At 64.5% G+C, this 17,337-nt stretch carries 15 protein-coding genes; 10 read left to right on the top strand and 5 right to left on the bottom strand.

The genetic code is table 11. From position 1 onward, the window contains the following. Positions 1-48: 48 nt before the first annotated feature. Positions 49-714 (bottom strand): TetR/AcrR family transcriptional regulator, encoded by a 666-nt coding sequence (locus tag FPB55_RS24425; RefSeq protein WP_029887460.1) that lies wholly within the window; start codon positions 712-714, stop codon positions 49-51. Between the two features lie 151 nt (positions 715-865). On the opposite strand from FPB55_RS24425, the gene FPB55_RS24430 reads away from it, so the two are divergent. The 5 genes from FPB55_RS24430 to FPB55_RS24450 all read left to right on the top strand — a co-directional run bounded on the left by FPB55_RS24430 (position 866) and on the right by FPB55_RS24450 (position 5,363). Then, complete coding sequence (locus FPB55_RS24430) at positions 866-2,296, top strand: coniferyl aldehyde dehydrogenase (protein ID WP_144189473.1); 1,431 nt, start codon at positions 866-868, stop codon at positions 2,294-2,296. 10 nt (positions 2,297-2,306) lie between these two features. Next, complete coding sequence (locus FPB55_RS24435) at positions 2,307-2,792, top strand: twin-arginine translocation pathway signal protein (protein WP_115294992.1); 486 nt, start codon at positions 2,307-2,309, stop codon at positions 2,790-2,792. Between the two features lie 20 nt (positions 2,793-2,812). Continuing rightward, positions 2,813-4,411: a GMC family oxidoreductase gene (locus FPB55_RS24440; protein WP_144189475.1), complete on the top strand. Its 1,599-nt coding sequence runs from the start codon at positions 2,813-2,815 to the stop codon at positions 4,409-4,411. Positions 4,412-4,523: 112 nt separating this feature from the next. Beyond that, entirely contained in the window at positions 4,524-5,009 is a 486-nt protein-coding gene (gene coaD / locus FPB55_RS24445) for a pantetheine-phosphate adenylyltransferase (RefSeq protein ID WP_009683358.1), read from the top strand. Positions 5,010-5,111: 102 nt separating this feature from the next. Next, positions 5,112-5,363, top strand: coding sequence for a YfhL family 4Fe-4S dicluster ferredoxin (locus FPB55_RS24450; protein ID WP_009683359.1), 252 nt, complete (start codon positions 5,112-5,114; stop codon positions 5,361-5,363). 178 nt (positions 5,364-5,541) lie between these two features. Here the strand turns inward: FPB55_RS24450 and mutM are convergent, their stop codons facing one another. Both mutM and FPB55_RS24460 read right to left on the bottom strand, forming a co-directional pair. Beyond that, positions 5,542-6,354 carry a bifunctional DNA-formamidopyrimidine glycosylase/DNA-(apurinic or apyrimidinic site) lyase gene (gene mutM, locus FPB55_RS24455; RefSeq protein ID WP_009683360.1) on the bottom strand — a complete coding sequence of 271 codons (813 nt, stop codon included), beginning with the start codon at positions 6,352-6,354 and terminating at the stop codon, positions 5,542-5,544. A gap of 3 nt (positions 6,355-6,357) precedes the next feature. After that, on the bottom strand, positions 6,358-7,176 hold the full coding sequence (locus FPB55_RS24460; RefSeq protein WP_174824199.1) for an HDOD domain-containing protein: 819 nt from the start codon (positions 7,174-7,176) through the stop codon (positions 6,358-6,360). Between the two features lie 178 nt (positions 7,177-7,354). On the opposite strand from FPB55_RS24460, the gene FPB55_RS24465 reads away from it, so the two are divergent. Next, entirely contained in the window at positions 7,355-8,551 is a 1,197-nt protein-coding gene (locus tag FPB55_RS24465) for a class I SAM-dependent rRNA methyltransferase (protein WP_054906221.1), read from the top strand. Between the two features lie 326 nt (positions 8,552-8,877). Beyond that, a complete protein-coding gene (gene ilvD, locus FPB55_RS24470; protein ID WP_009683363.1) occupies positions 8,878-10,719 on the top strand; it encodes a dihydroxy-acid dehydratase in 1,842 nt (613 codons plus the stop codon). Between the two features lie 174 nt (positions 10,720-10,893). Here ilvD and FPB55_RS24475 read toward each other — a convergent pair whose 3' ends face one another. Further along, a complete protein-coding gene (locus FPB55_RS24475; protein WP_009683364.1) occupies positions 10,894-11,949 on the bottom strand; it encodes a phosphorylcholine phosphatase in 1,056 nt (351 codons plus the stop codon). A 244-nt stretch (positions 11,950-12,193) separates the two neighbouring features. Here FPB55_RS24475 and FPB55_RS24480 point away from each other — a divergent pair, with 244 nt between their 5' ends. After that, the gene (locus FPB55_RS24480) at positions 12,194-13,585 is read left to right on the top strand and encodes an L-cystine transporter (protein WP_009683365.1); all 1,392 of its coding nucleotides are present in this window, start codon (positions 12,194-12,196) and stop codon (positions 13,583-13,585) included. A 398-nt stretch (positions 13,586-13,983) separates the two neighbouring features. Here FPB55_RS24480 and FPB55_RS24485 read toward each other — a convergent pair whose 3' ends face one another. Next, positions 13,984-14,499, bottom strand: a complete 516-nt coding sequence (locus tag FPB55_RS24485; RefSeq protein ID WP_144189477.1) for a dihydrofolate reductase — start codon at positions 14,497-14,499, stop codon at positions 13,984-13,986. A gap of 54 nt (positions 14,500-14,553) precedes the next feature. On the opposite strand from FPB55_RS24485, the gene FPB55_RS24490 reads away from it, so the two are divergent. Next, positions 14,554-15,945: a DUF2868 domain-containing protein gene (locus FPB55_RS24490; protein WP_144189479.1), complete on the top strand. Its 1,392-nt coding sequence runs from the start codon at positions 14,554-14,556 to the stop codon at positions 15,943-15,945. Further along, positions 15,938-17,302, top strand: coding sequence for a GTPase/DUF3482 domain-containing protein (locus tag FPB55_RS24495; protein WP_029887257.1), 1,365 nt, complete (start codon positions 15,938-15,940; stop codon positions 17,300-17,302). The genes FPB55_RS24490 and FPB55_RS24495 overlap by 8 nt, the downstream gene beginning before the upstream one ends. Positions 17,303-17,337: the final 35 nt, after the last annotated feature.

Here is a 17,337-nt window from a genome sequence, read left to right on the forward strand (position 1 = left end):
GACAATCTCCTGATCAATGGCATAAAGCAATGACACTGGCGCCCCGGGCTACAGCTCCAGGGCCTGGTTGAACGGTACCTGAAATTCCTGGCACAGCGCGTCCACCGCGTGGCGGGCACTGTCGGTGACGAAACCCAGCTCCAGCACCAGTACCTGGTAGACGCCGCGCATGAAGGCTTCTTCACCCAGGTGCGCGGAGTGCTCGCGGGTGGTGCTGAGAAAACGTACCCACGAGGTCAGCACGATCCAGGCGTTGATGGTCAGCGATTCGATCTGCGCCGGCGCCATGGCCAGGATGCCTGCCTCGACGAAGCCGCGATAGATCGCCTGGCCCTGGCGCAGGCAGCGCTCGGAGAAGCGCCGGTAGCGGGCGGCCAGTTCGGCATCGCTGTCCAGCAAATGCTCCAGGTCGCGGTGCAGGAAGCGGTAGTTCCACATCGCCGCCAATAGCGCCTTGAGGTAGAACCGCTTGTCCTCCACGGTCGCCGCACGCCCCTGCGGCGGGCGCAGGAAACTGTCCACCAGCTCTTCGTACTGGCTGAACAACACCGCGATGATCGCCTGCTTGTTAGGGAAGTGGTAATACAGGTTGCCGGGCGAAATTTCCATGTGTGCGGCAATGTGGTTGGTACTGACGCATCTCTCGCCCTGCTGGTTGAACAGCTCCAGGCTGTTCTGCACGATGCGCTCTCGGGTCTTCATGCGCGGGGCCATGCTCAAGCTCCCAGTCTGCAGGCGTTGATAAAGGTTCATCTTACGGCGATTCACCCGGCTGATACACCGGTCTCTGCAAGGGTAATACTCGCGCCAACGCAGAAATTAGAGTATAGACTCTAGAAACTTCAAGCTCAGCCAGGAGACCGCCGTGACCTCGCCCATCGCCTTGCCTGCCGTGCATGCCGACCACGCCCTGGAGGCGACATTCAGCGCCCAGCGCCAGGCGTTCGACGGCAACCCTCTGCCGCCGGCAACACAACGGCGGCAGTGGCTGAAAAGCTTGCGCGAGGCCCTGCTGGCCAACCAGCAGCAGCTGATCGCAGCAATCGATGCCGACTTCAGCGGGCGCAGCGCCGATGAAACGTTGCTGGCCGAGCTTCTGCCCTCGGTGCAGGGCATACGCCATGCCGAGCGCCACCTGCAACGCTGGATGCGCCCTTCCAGGCGGGCCGTGGGGCTGGCATTCCAGCCGGCCAGCGCGCGGGTGCTTTACCAGCCGCTAGGCGTCGTCGGCATCATCGTGCCGTGGAATTACCCGCTGTTTCTCGCCATCGGCCCGCTCACCTGTGCCCTGGCCGCTGGCAACCGGGTCATGCTCAAGCTCAGCGAGGCTACCCCGGCTACTGGCCAGGCCTTGCAGGCCCTGCTGCAACAGGTGTTTCCCGAGGACCTGGTCAGTGTGGTGCTTGGCGAGATCGAGGTCGGCCAGGCGTTCGCTCGCCTGCCGTTCGATCACTTGCTGTTCACCGGGGCCACCAGCATAGGCCGCCAGGTCATGCTGGCGGCCGCGCAAAACCTGACGCCGGTGACCCTGGAGTTGGGCGGCAAATCCCCGGCCATCGTGTCGGCCAGCGTACCGCTGGAAACAGCCGCCGAGCGCATCGCCTTCGGCAAGACGCTCAACGCCGGCCAGACCTGCGTCGCCCCCGACTACGTGCTGGTGCCGCGCGAGCGCCTGAATGCTTTCGCCGATGCCTACGGCACCGCCGTGCGGCGCATGTACCCTCGCATTGCCGACAACCCTGACTACAGCGCCATCATCAACCCCCGGCAACTGGCACGCCTTGAGCACCTGCTGCAGGACGCGCGCGGCAAAGGTGCGCAGGTGACCGACCTGTACGCCCACGAGACACGCCAAGGGCGGCGCCTGCCGCCACACGTGCTGACCAAGGTGAACGACACCATGCAGGTCATGCAGGACGAAATATTCGGCCCGCTGCTGCCGCTGGTGCCCTACGACACGCTCGATGACGCGCTGGCCTACATCAACCAGCGCCCGCGGCCCTTGGCGCTGTACTACTTCGGCTACGACCGTGGCGAACAGCAACAGGTGTTGCAGCACAGCCATTCCGGCGGGGTATGCCTGAACGACACCTTGCTGCATGTGGCTCAGGACGACCTGCCGTTCGGTGGCATAGGCCCCTCGGGCATGGGGCACTACCACGGCCACGAAGGCTTCCTGACCTTCAGCAAGGCCAAGGCGGTACTGGCCAAGCAACGCTTCAACGCCGCACGGCTGATTTACCCGCCTTACGGCAAAGCCCTGCAGCGCCTGGTCTACAAGTTGTTCATCCGCTGAGGCCCGGGCCATGCACCGTCGTGACCTGCTGCGTTTCAGCGTTGCCGCGAGCACCTTCCTGGCCGGTGCCAGCCTGGTGGGCTGCAGCGCACAAACGGCCGCGCCGGGGTTTCAGGCGCTGCGCCACGATGACCTGCCACTGCTGCGCGCGCTGATACCGGTGGTGCTCAGCGGCACGCTGGCCACCGATACGCTGGTACTGCGCAGCCTCGATTACAAGCTGGCAGCGCTGTCGCCGGAGATGCTCAAACTTACCCGGCAATTGTTCGACGTGCTCAGCCTGCCGCTGACCCGCGGCCCACTGACCGGCATCTGGGGGGCCTGGGCCCAGGCCGCGCCCGCCCAGGTCGAGGCTTTCCTGCAGCGCTGGCAGGGCAGCTCGCTGAACCTGCTGCGCATGGGGCATGCCTCACTGCTGCAACTGCTGCAAATGGCCTGGTACGAGCGCCCCGAGTCCTGGGCCGCCTGCGGCTACCCCGGCCCACCGAAAATCTGAACACGACAAGAGCATCGCCAATGCCTGTGCCTGACCCGTTTCGCCAAGGCCTCGACCGCGGCTGGATCACCCACGACGCCTCACGCCTGGAACACGACCTGCAACCGCACGCCGATATCGCCGTGATCGGCAGCGGTGCCGGCGGCGCCACCAGCGCACAGCGGCTCAGCGCCGCGGGCTTCAAGGTCTTGCTGATCGAAGAAGGCCCGTTGAAGACCAGCAGCGACTTCAAGCTGCTGGAGCACGAAGCCTATGCCAGCCTCTATCAGGAGGGCCTGGGGCGCATGAGCAAGGATGGCGCCATTACCATCCTGCAAGGCCGTGCCGTAGGCGGCACCACGCTGGTGAACTGGACGTCGAGTTTTCGCACCCCGCCGCAGACCCTGGCGCACTGGGCCTCGGCCCATGGCGTACAAGGGCTCGGCGAAGATGAGCTGCGCCCTTGGTTCGAGCGCATGGAACTGGAGCTGGGTATCACACCCTGGGCCATGCCACCGAATGCCAACAACGACGTGCTGCGCCGTGGCTGCGAACAACTGGGTTATCGCTGGGCAGTCATCCCGCGCAACGTGCGCGGCTGCTGGAACCTGGGTTACTGCGGCATGGGTTGCCCGGTGAATGCCAAGCAATCGATGCTGGTGACGCGCATTCCCGCCACCCTCGAACAGGGCGGCGAGCTGCTTTACCTGGCCCGGGCCGAGCGCTTCAGCCACAACGGCGAGCGCATCCAACACCTGACCTGCCAGGCCCTGGATACGCAAGGCATCCACCCGACAGGTCGGCAAGTGACGGTACACGCCCGCCATTACATCCTGGCAGGCGGCGGCATCAACAGCCCGGCCTTGCTGCTGCGCTCCAATGCCCCCGACCCGCATGGCCGCCTGGGCAAACGCACCTTCCTGCACCTGGTCAACTTCAGCGCCGCACGCTTCAACGAACGCATCGACCCCTACTACGGCGCGCCGCAGTCGATCTACAGCGACCATTTCCAGTGGCAGCACGGCACGGAGGGGCCGGTGGGCTACAAGCTCGAAGTACCGCCGCTGCACCCGGCCCTGGCCAGCACCCTGCTGGGTGGCCATGGCCAGGACAATGCCCGGCGCATGGCCGAACTGCCCAATACCCATGTCATGTTGGCCTTGCTGCGCGACGGGTTTCACCCGCAAAGCCAGGGCGGCAGCGTTGAACTGCGCGGCGACGGCTCCCCCGTGCTCGATTACCCGGTCACCGACTACCTGCGTGACGGCTTGCGGCGCGCCTACCGCAGCATGGCGCAGGTCCAGTTCGCCGCCGGCGCGGCCGAGGTAACCCCGGTGCACAGCGATGCCAGCGCCGCTGCCAGCCTGGAACAGGCCTTGGCCATGATCGACCGCCTAGCTTTGGAGCCTTTCCGTACGCGCCTGGGCAGCGCCCATGTGATGGGTGGTTGCGCCATGGGCGAAGACCCGCGCCAGGCGGTGTGCGACAGCCTGGGCCGCCATCACCAGCTGGAAAACCTGTCGGTTCACGACGGCTCGCTGTTCCCCACCAGCATCGGCGCCAACCCGCAGCTGTCGGTGTATGCCATCAGCGCCAGGCTCAGCGAAGCGTTGGCTACCCGCCTGGCACACAACGCATGACAACGAATACACGCCCTGTCTATAGTGCCATCAGCCGGCCGCATGACTTGGCCGGGGCGCCGTCGCTGCGCTACCATCCGACTCCCCAACGCACTCCAGCCAGGATGACGCGATGAACCGAGTGTTGTACCCGGGTACTTTCGACCCCATTACCAAAGGCCACGGCGACCTGGTCGAGCGCGCTTCGCGCCTGTTCGACCACGTGATCATCGCAGTGGCGGCCAGCCCGAAGAAAAACCCGCTGTTCCCGCTGGAGCAACGTGTCGCGCTCGCCCGTGAGGTCACCAAGCACCTGCCCAATGTCGAAGTCATCGGCTTCTCTTCGCTGCTGGCGCATTTCGCCAAGGAACAGGGCGCCAATGTGTTGCTGCGCGGCCTGCGTGCGGTTTCCGACTTCGAATACGAGTTCCAGTTGGCGAACATGAACCGGCAACTGGCACCCGATGTCGAGAGCCTGTTCCTGACGCCTTCGGAGCGCTATTCGTTCATTTCCTCGACCCTGGTCCGGGAAATCGCCGCATTGGGCGGTGATATCAGCAAATTCGTCCACCCTGCGGTGGCCGAGGCACTGACCGAGCGTTTCAAGAAGCAAGCCTGACCGCCTGATTGTCGCGCCCGCGTGCACTGCGGGCGCGAATGCGGCACAATTGTGCCCATTGCGTTGAACATGCCCGGGCGCTGAGCCCCGGCCGGAGTCCCCATGTCCCTGATCATTACCGACGATTGCATCAATTGCGACGTCTGCGAACCCGAGTGCCCGAACGAGGCCATCTCCCAAGGCGAAGAGATCTACGTGATCGACCCCAACCTGTGCACCCAGTGCGTGGGTCATTACGACGAGCCGCAGTGCCAGCAGGTCTGCCCGGTCGATTGCATCCCGCTGGATGAGGCGCACCCGGAAACCGAAGAGCAATTGATGGCCAAGTACCGGCGTATTACCGGCAAGGCCTGAACCCTCAGCCCTGCGCGGTTTCTGTAGGAGCGGCCTTGCGTCGCGATGGGCCGCACAGCGGCCCCGGCGGTTTCCGCGCTAAAGCCGAAGTTTCTGTGCAGACGCTGAAATTTTGGGGGCGCTTCGCACCCCATCGCGACACAAGGCCGCTCCTACAGGACGGCAATCACCTGTAGCCTCAGCGCTGGCAGCGTGGGCAGAACACGCTCGCACGCTGCCCCAGCTTCACTTCGCGCAGCTCCGTACCGCATACCTTGCACGGCTGCCCAGCCCGCCCGTACACGAACAGGGTCTGCTGGAAGTACCCCGGCTGCCCGTCACCGCCGATGAAATCGCGCAAGGTGGTACCGCCCTGCTCGATCGCCGCCGCCAGTACCCGCTTGATCTCGATCGCCAGCTTCAGGTAACGCGCCCGGGAAATCCCCCCGGCCGCACGGCGTGGATCGATGCCGGCAGCGAATAGCGCCTCGCTGGCGTAGATGTTGCCCACCCCCACCACCACCGCGTTATCCATGATGAACGGCTTGACCGCCATCGAGCGCCCACGGGACAGCTGGAACAGCCGCTCGCCGTCGAACAGGTCGGTCAGCGGCTCCGGCCCCAGGCGCAGCAGCAGCTCGTGGCGCAACGGGTCCTGGCTCCAGAGCATGGCACCAAAACGGCGAGGGTCTGTGTAGCGCAGCATCAGCCCCGACTCCAGCTCGATATCGACATGCTCATGCTTGGCCGCCGGCAAGCCCTGCTCGACCAGGCGCAAGTTGCCCGACATGCCCAGGTGGCTGATCAAGGTGCCGACTTCGGCATTGATCAGCAGGTACTTGGCGCGCCGTTCGACAGTGACGATGCGCTGCCCCGACAGGCGCACATCGAGGTCTTCGGGAATGGGCCAGCGCAAGCGCCGGTCACGCACCACCACGCGGCTGACGCGCTGGCCTTCCAGGTGCGGCGCAATACCGCGCCGGGTGGTTTCTACTTCGGGTAATTCCGGCATGTGTCAGTGCCCGCCCAACTCACGAATGTTCTGCTTGAGGTTTTCGAAATCGTAATCCGACAGGCCAATGTAATCGAGCACCAGCGGGCCGACCACACGCCATTCGTGGTCGACTGCCTGGTTGCCCAGCACTCGGTAGGAGGCACAGATATGCTCGGCCATCTTCAGCACCGCCAGCAGGTTTTTCAGCTGGCTCTGGGTGTTGCGCGCAGTGTCGTCGCGGAACACTGCCAGGGCATTGTGGTGGTTGGCGATGGCGGCAGTGAGGTGCTCCGGCAGGCGCCAGGACTTGGCGGTGAAGTAGCCGACCACCGAATGGTTGGTATTGAAGGCGCGGTTTTCGGTATCCACCACTCGCGTTTCGCCGCCGGCCTTGGCATAGGCTTCTTCCAGCACCTCCATGTAGTTGGGGAAGCGCTTGAGCATCAACGGCACGCCACAGTCGTGGAACAGGCCCAGGGTGTAGGCCTCGTCCGCGGGCTGGATACCGGTGCGCTTGGCCAGGGTCAGGCAGGTCATCGCCACGTCCTGGGCGGTATCCCAGAAGCGGTTGAGGGTAACGATGGTCTCGTCGCTCATCTCGCCTTTGATCGACTGGGCGTTGATCAGGTTGATGATCGAACGGCTGCCCAGCAGGTTCACTGCGCGCTGGATCGAACCGATCTTGTTGGACAGGCCAAAATGCGGCGAATTGACCAGCTTGAGCAAGGCGCCGGACAGGCCTGGGTCCTGGGAAATCAACTTGGCGATGGTTTCCAGGTCCGGGTCAGGCATGTACTGCTCGAACTGCAGGTCAACCATGATCTGCGGTTGCGGCGGGATGGTGATGCCTTGCAAGGCTTGCTGGATCTGTTCGGCGCTGAGTTCTTGGGACATACGTGCACACTCGTTTAGGACGGTGGATTCTAACCCAGTTGGCCGTGCCGGCGCTTTGTCGTACCTCGAACCGAAGTGCCGGCCAACAAGGTATAATCCCGCTCTTTTTTCCCGGAGCGACGTCATGTCCCTGCCCAGCCTTCGCCTCAAAGCCAATGCCGACCGCCGTCTGCGCGCCGGCCACCTGTGGGTCTACAGCAACGAAGTCGATGTCAGCGCGACCCCACTGCAAGGCTTCCAGGCCGGCCAGCAGGCCATTCTCGAGGCGGCCAACGGCAAACCGTTGGGCATCGTCGCACTCAGCCCGAACAACCTGATCTGCGCACGCCTGCTGTCGCGCGACATCAAGCTGCCGCTGGACAAGTCGCTGCTGGTGCACCGCCTCAATGTCGCCCTGTCGCTGCGCGAGCGCCTGTTCGACCAGCCGTGCTACCGCCTGGTCTATGGCGATTCCGACCTGCTGCCAGGGCTGGTGGTCGACCGCTTCTTCGACATCCTCGTGGTTCAGCTGGCCTCGGCCACCATGGAAGCGCACAAGGACGACGTGATCGCTGCCCTGGTGCAAGTGCTCAAACCAAGCGGCATCCTGTTCAAGAACGATTCCGCCGCCCGTGACGCCGAAGGCTTGCAGCGCTATGTCGAGACCGTCTACGGCGAGGTGCCGGACTGGGTGCCGCTGGAAGAGAACGGCGTCAAGTTCGAAGCCCCGGTGCGTGAAGGCCAGAAGACCGGCTGGTTCTACGACCACCGCATGAACCGTGCGCGCCTGGCGCCGTACGTCAAGGGCAAGCGTGTGCTCGACCTGTTCAGCTACATCGGTGGCTGGGGCGTGCAGGCAGGTGCTTTCGGCGCCAGCGAAGTGTTCTGCGTCGATGCCTCGGGCTTTGCCCTGGATGGCGTGGAGCGTAACGCGGCGCTGAACGGCATCAGCGAAAAGCTGACCTGCATCGAAGGCGATGTGTTCGAAGCCCTGCGCGAACTGAAGGCTGCCGAAGAACGCTTCGACGTGATCATTGCCGACCCACCCGCGTTCATCAAGCGCAAGAAAGACCTGAAAAACGGCGAGGCGGCCTACCGCCGGCTGAACGAACAGGCCATGCGCATGCTGAGCAAGGACGGCATCCTGGTCAGCGCCTCGTGCTCCATGCACCTGCCCGAGGACGACCTGCACAACATTCTGCTGACCAGCGCCCGCCACCTGGACCGCAACCTGCAGCTGCTCGAGCGCGGCGGCCAGGGCCCCGACCACCCGGTGCACCCGGCCATTGCCGAAACCCGCTACATCAAGAGCATCACCTGCCGGTTGCTGCCCAACAGCTAGCGGCAAGCTGCTAGCTGCAAGCTGCAAGCGCGCCAAGTCGGCTCTGTCTTGTAGCTTGTAGCTTGTAGCTTGTAGCTTGTAGCTTGTAGCTTGTAGCTTGTAGCTAGCCACTTGTATCTGAAGCATTCCTTCGCCGCGCCAGGGGTGTAGAATCGGCCTATTCATCGCCAGTCATCCCCGGCGGGTTTATGAGCTCTGGTCAAGCCCGCGGCGATCCCGCGCAGTCTTCGGCCTCATCCGTGCCAGTGGCAACCGGCCTGCGGTACAAAGGACAAGAGAAGCTCACTCCCCTTTTTGTGACCTGATTAAGCCGCCAGGAGTGTTTCATGCCTGATTATCGTTCCAAGACTTCCACCCAGGGCCGCAACATGGCCGGCGCCCGTGCCCTGTGGCGCGCCACCGGCATGAAGGACGAAGACTTCAAGAAACCGATCATCGCCATCGCCAACTCGTTCACCCAGTTCGTCCCGGGCCACGTGCACCTGAAGGACTTGGGCCAGCTGGTCGCCCGCGAAATCGAACGCGCCGGTGGCGTGGCCAAGGAATTCAACACCATCGCGGTCGACGACGGCATCGCCATGGGCCACGACGGCATGCTGTACTCGCTGCCCAGCCGCGAGATCATTGCCGACGCCGTGGAATACATGGTCAACGCCCACTGCGCCGATGCCATCGTGTGCATCTCCAACTGCGACAAGATCACCCCCGGCATGCTGATGGCCGCCCTGCGCCTGAACATCCCGGTGATCTTCGTCTCGGGCGGCCCGATGGAAGCCGGCAAGACCAAGCTGGCCAGCCACGGCCTGGACCTGGTCGACGCCATGGTCATCGCCGCCGACTCCAGCGCATCCGACGAGAAAGTCGCCGAGTACGAGCGTAGCGCCTGCCCGACCTGCGGTTCGTGCTCCGGCATGTTCACCGCCAACTCGATGAACTGCCTGACCGAAGCCCTGGGCCTGGCCCTGCCGGGCAACGGCTCGACCCTGGCCACCCACTCGGACCGCGAGCAGCTGTTCCTGACGGCCGGGCGCACCATCGTCGAACTGTGCAAACGCTACTACGGCGAAAACGACGAGTCGGTACTGCCACGCAGCATCGCCAACTTCAAGGCGTTCGAGAACGCCATGATGCTCGACATCGCCATGGGCGGCTCGACCAATACCATCCTGCACCTGCTGGCCGCGGCCCAGGAAGGCGAGGTGGCCTTCGACCTGCGCGACATCGACCGCCTGTCGCGCAAAGTGCCGCAGCTGTGCAAAGTGGCGCCCAACATCCAGAAGTACCACATGGAAGACGTGCACCGCGCTGGCGGCATCTTCAGCATCCTCGGCTCGCTGGCGCGTGGCGGCCTGCTGCACACCGACCTGCCGACCGTGCACAGCCGCAGCATGGAAGAAGCCATCGCCAAATGGGACATCACCCAGACTGACGACGAAGCCGTGCACACCTTCTTCAAGGCCGGCCCAGCCGGGATCCCGACCCAGACCGCGTTCAGCCAGTCGACCCGCTGGGAAACCCTGGATGACGACCGCGAGAACGGCTGCATCCGCAGCTTCGAGCACGCCTATTCGCAAGAAGGCGGCCTGGCCGTGCTCTACGGCAACATCGCGCTCGATGGTTGCGTGGTGAAGACCGCCGGTGTCGACGAGTCGATCCACGTATTCGAGGGTACCGCGAAGATCTTCGAAAGCCAGGACAGTGCCGTGCGCGGCATCCTCGCCGACGAAGTGAAGGCCGGCGATATCGTGATCATCCGCTACGAAGGCCCGAAAGGCGGCCCGGGCATGCAGGAAATGCTTTACCCGACCTCGTACCTGAAGTCCAAAGGCCTGGGCAAGGCCTGCGCCCTGCTGACCGACGGCCGCTTCTCGGGTGGCACCTCGGGCCTTTCCATCGGCCACGCTTCGCCGGAGGCTGCTGCAGGCGGCGCCATCGGCCTGGTGCGCGACGGTGACAAGGTACTGATCGACATTCCCAACCGTTCGATCAACCTGCTGGTCAGTGATGAAGAGCTGGCTGCGCGCCGAGTAGAGCAGGACAAGAAAGGCTGGAAACCGGCTGAAGTCCGCCCGCGCAAGGTGACCACCGCACTGAAGGCTTATGCGTTGCTGGCAACCAGTGCCGACAAGGGGGCTGTGCGTAACAAGGCGATGCTCGAAGGGCTGTAAGGCTTCGAAAGCATGAAAGGAAAACCGGCGCACTGTGCGCCGGTTTTTTTATGCCTGCACCGGCCTCTTCGCGGGCTCGCCCGCTCCCACAGGGACCGCACAGCATCTGAAAGTCATGCAATGCAAGTGGGAGCGAGCGAGCCCGCGAAAAGGCCGGCCCACTCTACACAAGCCTTACTGGATCTGCTCCGGCGTCACGATCACCCAGTTCTTGTCCGCCGTCACCGGCAACCCTTCCTTGGCCTGCGCCGCCGCCTGCTTGGCAATCATGCCGTTCAACTGGTCCATGTACTTGGCCTTGCGGTTGATCCACAGGTGGATACCGCCCTTGCCGACGTCTACCCCATGAAACTGCATGTAGCCATCACTGGTTGGCGTGTCGCCGCCCACCAGCACCGGCTTCTTCCACTCATCGATGTAAGTCAGGATCGCCGCCTGCTTGCCCGCCATCCAGGTGGCCGGGGTCCACAGGTACGGGGTCAGTTCCAGCCCTTCGTTGGCTTTGGCGTCATAGTGCCCGGCACTGATCTGCTTGCGCGCGGTGGTCAACTGGCCATTGGCGCGGTCCTTGAGCAGCAGGCTCACGCCAATCACATTCTGCGGCTTCACGTTGTAGCCGTATTTGGGGTCCGAAGCGACCATGCGCACCAACTCCTCAGAGGCGGCCGAAACCACATAGACCTCGATGCCGTTTTCCATCAGCTTGTTGTACAGCTCGGCCTGGCCCTTGAACACCTTGGGCGGCTGCACGTCGATCGCCTTCACCTGGTCGCCATCGTAATAGGTGCTGGGAATCGGCTGGGTCGAAGCCATCAGTTCGTCCACCTGCACCTTCAACTCCTTGAGGGTGAAGCCGGAAAACACCTGGGCGACCCACGGGTAGCACACCATGTCGTCGATTTCGCACAACCGGTAGTAGTAGCTGAACAGGCTTTCCTTGTGCTCGGCGGTGTCCTTGAACGGTATCAGCTTCAGCGACGGGTCGAGCTTGTCACGGCTCAGCAAGCCTTTGTTTTCCATGAACGGCAGCAAGGCTTCTTCCAGGTCATAGCGGTAACTGGTGTTGTCCATGTCGAACACCGCATAGTTACCTTTGTTGGCATTGGCAGCGATCATGCTGTCGAGCTGCCTGGCTGCATCGGCAGGCCAGTGCTTGAGCTCAGTGGCGAAGGTTTCGATACTGAACAGCAGGGACAAGCCGATAGCGGCAGCTTTCACGGCGACTTTCATGTACGAATCTCCTGAAATGATCTACCAACGCTAGTGCAACCCGGCCGATGGGCGGCAGTCCACACCGACCTTGAGGCAGCAGTAAACGCCGTGTTCATTGCAATTTGCGACATGGCGTTATTCCATAAACGACTATGCACATTCCATTTGGGTATAAAGTCGTTTGTTTTCAGGCTGTTAGCATTTCCGTTCGCAATCGCTCACAGAGGCGATGCCACCCTTTGCCTTCTCTGCTGGAGCTTCAATGAATCTGCCGCTGTCACTCAACCTGCTGGCATTCCTGGCCCTGTTGCTGGGCCTGGCACAAACTCGCCGCACCGACTGGAGCCTGGCCAAGAAGGTCTTGCTGGGCCTGGCGCTGGGGGTACTCTTCGGCTTGGCCCTGCACACCGTGTATGGCGCCGGTCACCCGGTGCTCAAGGCCACCATCGCCTGGCTCGACCTGGTCGGCAATGGCTATGTGGGCCTGTTGCAGATGATCGTCATGCCGCTGATCTTCGCCTCGATCCTCAGTGCCGTCGCGCGCCTGCACAACGCCTCGTCGCTGGGCCGTATCAGCGTGCTGAGCATCGGCACCCTGCTGCTGACCACGGCCATTGCCGCGTTGATCGGCATCGTGCTGACCAACCTGTTCGGCCTCAGCGCCGAGGGCCTGGTGGCCGGCGCCCAGGAAAGCGCTCGCATGCAGGTCATCCACAGCGACTACGCAGGCAAGGTCGCCGACCTCAATATCCCCCAGTTGCTGTTGTCGTTCATTCCCAGCAACCCGGTAGGCGACCTGGCGCGGGCCAAGCCGACGTCGATCATCAGCGTGGTGATTTTTGCCGTGTTCGTCGGCCTTGCTGCCCTGCAACTGATCAAGGACGACGCCGAGCAAGGCGCACGTGCGCTGTCGGCCATCGACACCCTGCAAGCCTGGGTCATGCGCCTGGTACGGGTGGTGATGAAACTGACCCCATATGGCGTGCTGGCCCTGATGACCAAGGTGGTAGCCAGTTCGAACATGGAAGACATCCTCAAGCTGGGCAGCTTCGTGGTGGTGTCCTACCTGGGCCTGGCGCTGATGTTCGTGGTTCACGGCATCATCCTCGCCGCCACCGGCGTCAGCCCGCTGCGTTTCTTCCGCAAGGTGTGGCCGGTGCTCACCTTCGCCTTCACCAGCCGCTCCAGCGCAGCCAGCATTCCGCTGAACATCGAAGCGCAAACCCGCCGTCTGGGCGTGCCGCAGTCGATTGCCAGCTTCAGCGCCTCGTTCGGCACCACCATCGGCCAGAACGGCTGTGCGGGGCTCTACCCCGCCATGCTGGCGGTCATGGTCGCGCCTGCGGTAGGCATCGATACCTTCGACCCGCTGTGGATCGCCACCCTGGTGGCCATCGTCACGCTGAGTTCGGCAGGGGTTGCCGGCGTGGGCGGCGGCGCCACCTTCGCCGCGCTGATCGTGTTGCCGGCCATGGGCTTGCCGGTGGAACTGGTGGCGTTGCTGATTTCGGTCGAGCCGCTGATCGACATGGGCCGTACAGCGTTGAACGTGAATGGCTCGATGACTGCCGGGGTGGTCACCAGCCAGTTGCTGAAAGAGACCGACAAGGACGTGCTGGCCGACGATGAACATGCCGAGCTGAGCCATACCTGACAGATTGCCGGGGCCCACAGGGATTGCATCAGGGCTGACAGGTGTTTGCCACAAGATATGCGGCGCCTGTGAGATCGAGCGCCGCCCGCGCGGCGCATCGCGAGCTGCGCTCGCTCCTACGTTTGTTTCGGGCCAATTATGCCTGTGGGATTTGTGCGCGAACGCCTTGGCGCATGCCTCATTATCGCGCGGTACAAACAAGGCGGTCGCGCGCACCTGGCACAGGGGTTACTGGCCCGAAACAAACGTAGGAGCGAGCGCAGCTCGCGATGCGCCGCGCGGGCGGCGCTCGATCTCACAGGCACTGCATATCTTGTGGCGACCACCTGTCAGCCCTGATGCAATCCCTGTGGGAGCTGGCTTGCCCGCGATGGGCCGCCAAGCGGCCCCCAGAAATCTCAAACCCTGTCCCAAACCTCGAAGTGATACCCAGGCTTGCCTTCTTCACCCTGTGCCTCGCTCGACACCAGCTTCCACTGCCCCTGGTCGAACTCGGGAAACCAGGCATCCCCTTCCGGCGCCAATTCCACCCGCGTCAGGTACATCCGGCTGACCAGCCCTTTCTCCAGCGCCTGCCCATAGAGCTGCGCCCCGCCAATCAGCATGAGCTGATCGACGCCTTTTTCGCGCGCCCACTGTTCGGCCCGCACCAGCGCCTGCTCCAGCGAGCCGAAGACTTCGGCGCCCTGCAGCTGCAGCCCAGGCTGCCGGCTGACCACGATATTCAACCGCCCGGGCAGCGGCCGGCCCAGTGAGTCCCAGGTCTTGCGCCCCATGATGATCGGCTTGCCCAGGGTGGTGGCCTTGAAGTACTTGAAGTCCCCCGGCAGATGCCAGGGCATGGAGTTGTCGATGCCGATCACACGGTTCTCGGCGTGAGCCGCGATCAGGCTGAGGGGGAGTGATGTATTCATGCCAGCGAGGATAGCACCGGGCGTGTGGGTTATGCTTCTGCCCTGACCTGTGCAATGGAAGACCTTGTGACCGCACCGACTCCACTGGACAAACGCTGGCTGACCGAAGCGGTCCGCCTGCGCGAGGAACACGCCGGCCTGCTGGAAGACCAGGCCGCCAACCGTCATGCGCGCCAGCGCGGCGGCGACTTGGCGGCGCGCATCGAAAGCCGGGCGCTGTTCCTGGCCGAACGCGACGGCATGGCCACGGCCCTGCGCCACTGGAAACAGGGCACGCGCCTGGCGGTGCTGGCCCTGCTGCTGCTAGCCGTGCTCAGCGGCGCCGGCCTGGCCCTGGCGGCGCTTGGCGACGGCCAGCGCCCGGTCAACGTCTTCTGGGCGTTGGGCAGCCTGTTGGGGCTGAACCTGCTGACGCTGCTGGGCTGGGCCATTGGTTTTGCCCTCAGTGGCGAACACGGGGCGGGGTTGGGCCGTTTGTGGCTATGGCTGAGTGAGCGCTTCGCCCGCGATGCCAAGGCCGCGCACCTGGGCCCGGCACTGCTGGTACTGCTGCAGCGCCAGCGCCTCAACCGCTGGCTGCTAGGCCTGCTGGTACACAGCCTGTGGCTGCTGGCGATGCTCTGCGCGCTGGGCATGCTGCTGGCTCTACTGGCCACCCGTCGCTATGGCTTCGTGTGGGAAACCACCCTGCTCGCCGCCGACCCGTTCATCCAACTCACCCAGGCGCTGGGCGCGCTGCCTTCGCTGCTGGGCTTTGCCGTGCCCGACGAGGCCATGATCCGCGCAAGTGGCGACAGCCAGCCGGCCCTCGACGTGGCGCGCCAGGCCTGGGCCAGCTGGCTGCTCGGCGTGGTGCTGGTATATGGCCTGTTGCCCCGCGCTCTGCTGGCCGGGTTGTGCCTGTGGCGCTGGCGCCAGGGCCGCCAGCGCCTGACCCTGGACCTGAGCCTGCCGGGTTACGCCCAACTGCGCGAAGCGCTGATGCCGCGCAGCGAGCGCATCGGCGTGCAGGACGCGGCCCCCGAGGCGTTGCCAGGGTTCGCCGCCGAGCAGTTGCAAAGCGCCAGCAGCGGCGCCCTGCTGGTGGGCCTGGAACTGGACGACCAGCAGCCCTGGCCACCCCGCCTGCCCCCAAGCGTGACCGATGCCGGCGTGCTCGACAGCCGCGAGTCGCGCAACCGCCTGCTCGAGCAACTCAGCCGCTTTCCGCCGGCACGCCTGGCCATCGCCTGTGACCCGCGCCGCTCGCCCGACCGCGGCAGCCTGGCGCTGCTCGCCGACCTGGCACGCAATGCTGGCGCCACAAGGGTCTGGCTGCTGCAGGCAGCACCCGGCCAGGCGCTGGACGCTCGGCGCCTGGGCGACTGGCATGAAGCCCTCGAGCGGCTGGGCCTGCCCTATGCCGACACCTCACCGCTGACCTGGCTGGAGCATGGCCATGACTGAGCCGCTGAAATTGGCCGTGGTCGGCCACACCAACGTTGGCAAGACCTCGCTGCTGCGCACCCTGACCCGCGACGTGGGCTTCGGCGAGGTGTCCCACCGCCCCAGCACCACTCGCCATGTCGAAGGCGCGCGGCTGTCGGTGGACGGCGAACCGTTACTGGAGCTTTACGACACGCCAGGGTTGGAGGACGCCATCGCCTTGCTCGACTACCTGGAGCGGCTGGAGCGCCCGGGCGAGCGCCTGGACGGCCCTGCCCGCCTCGAGCGGTTCCTGCAAGGCAGCGAAGCGCGCCAGCGTTTCGAGCAGGAAGCCAAGGTGCTGCGCCAGTTGCTGGCCAGCGACGCCGGCTTGTATGTGATCGATGCCCGCGAGCCAGTGCTGGCCAAGTACCGCGACGAACTGGAGGTGCTGGCCAGTTGCGGCAAGCCACTGTTGCCGGTGCTCAACTTTGTCGCCAGCCACCAGCACCGCGAGGCGCAATGGCGCGAAGCCCTTGCCCGGCTTGGCCTTCACGCGTTGGTACGGTTCGACAGCGTAGCCCCACCCGAGGACGGCGAACGCCGCCTGTACGAAAGCCTGGCCCTGCTGCTGGAAAGCGCCCGCCCGGCCTTGCAACGGCTGATCGACGACCAGCAGGCCCAACGCCTGGCCCGCCAGCACAGCGGCAAGCGCCTGATTGCCGAACTGCTGCTGGACTGCGCTGCCTGCCGGCGCAGCGTCGATGCCGAACCGGCGGCCGAAGCCCGGGCCATCGAAGCGCTGCGCCAGGATATTCGTCAGCGTGAGCAACGGTGTGTCGAAGCCCTGCTCAAGCTGTATGCCTTCCGCCGCGACGATGCCCACGCCAGCGACCTGCCGCTGCTGGATGGGCGCTGGGGCGATGACCTGTTCAACCCCGAAACCTTGAAGCTGCTGGGCGTACGCCTGGGCAGCGGCGTAGCCGCCGGCGCAGCGGCAGGTGCCGGAGTCGACTTGCTGGTTGGCGGGCTTACCCTGGGGGCAGCGGCCCTGGCCGGGGCGCTGGCCGGCGGTGCGTTGCAGACGGCGCGCAACTATGGCGCGCGCTTGCTGGGCAAACTCAAGGGCAAGCGCGAGTTGACCGTGGACGATACGGTGTTGCGCTTGCTGGCCTTGCGTCAGCAGCAGTTGATGGTGGCCCTGGACAGCCGCGGGCATGCAGCGCAGGACAGCATCAGGCTGGGTGAGCTGGATGAAAAGGCCTGGCGTGAGGGCAAGCTGCCAGAGGCACTGGTCAGGGCGCGGGCGCATCCACAGTGGTCCACCCTGAACCCGGGGGCGAAGCTGAACCAGGCCGAGCGCCAAGAACAGCTGGAGGCGCTGGTGTCTCAGTTTTGAACGGGCGGCGAGCCTGAACCGCCCCATACGCACCA

Source organism: Pseudomonas sp. BJP69 (genome assembly GCF_007633355.1).
Taxonomy (GTDB): Bacteria; Pseudomonadota; Gammaproteobacteria; order Pseudomonadales; family Pseudomonadaceae; genus Aquipseudomonas; species Aquipseudomonas juntendi.

Bases quoted from the DNA above. Each gene is read 5' to 3' on its own strand.
- FPB55_RS24425 (WP_029887460.1), bottom strand. From the start codon at position 714: ATGGCCCCGCGCATGAAGACCCGAGAGCGCATCGTGCAGAACAGCCTG.
- FPB55_RS24435 (WP_115294992.1), top strand. From the start codon at position 2,307: ATGCACCGTCGTGACCTGCTGCGTTTCAGCGTTGCCGCGAGCACCTTC.
- FPB55_RS24440 (WP_144189475.1), top strand. From the start codon at position 2,813: ATGCCTGTGCCTGACCCGTTTCGCCAAGGCCTCGACCGCGGCTGGATC.
- coaD (WP_009683358.1), top strand. From the start codon at position 4,524: ATGAACCGAGTGTTGTACCCGGGTACTTTCGACCCCATTACCAAAGGC.
- FPB55_RS24450 (WP_009683359.1), top strand. From the start codon at position 5,112: ATGTCCCTGATCATTACCGACGATTGCATCAATTGCGACGTCTGCGAA.
- mutM (WP_009683360.1), bottom strand. From the start codon at position 6,354: ATGCCGGAATTACCCGAAGTAGAAACCACCCGGCGCGGTATTGCGCCG.
- FPB55_RS24465 (WP_054906221.1), top strand. From the start codon at position 7,355: ATGTCCCTGCCCAGCCTTCGCCTCAAAGCCAATGCCGACCGCCGTCTG.
- ilvD (WP_009683363.1), top strand. From the start codon at position 8,878: ATGCCTGATTATCGTTCCAAGACTTCCACCCAGGGCCGCAACATGGCC.
- FPB55_RS24475 (WP_009683364.1), bottom strand. From the start codon at position 11,949: ATGAAAGTCGCCGTGAAAGCTGCCGCTATCGGCTTGTCCCTGCTGTTC.
- FPB55_RS24480 (WP_009683365.1), top strand. From the start codon at position 12,194: ATGAATCTGCCGCTGTCACTCAACCTGCTGGCATTCCTGGCCCTGTTG.
- FPB55_RS24485 (WP_144189477.1), bottom strand. From the start codon at position 14,499: ATGAATACATCACTCCCCCTCAGCCTGATCGCGGCTCACGCCGAGAAC.
- FPB55_RS24490 (WP_144189479.1), top strand. From the start codon at position 14,554: ATGGAAGACCTTGTGACCGCACCGACTCCACTGGACAAACGCTGGCTG.
- FPB55_RS24495 (WP_029887257.1), top strand. From the start codon at position 15,938: ATGACTGAGCCGCTGAAATTGGCCGTGGTCGGCCACACCAACGTTGGC.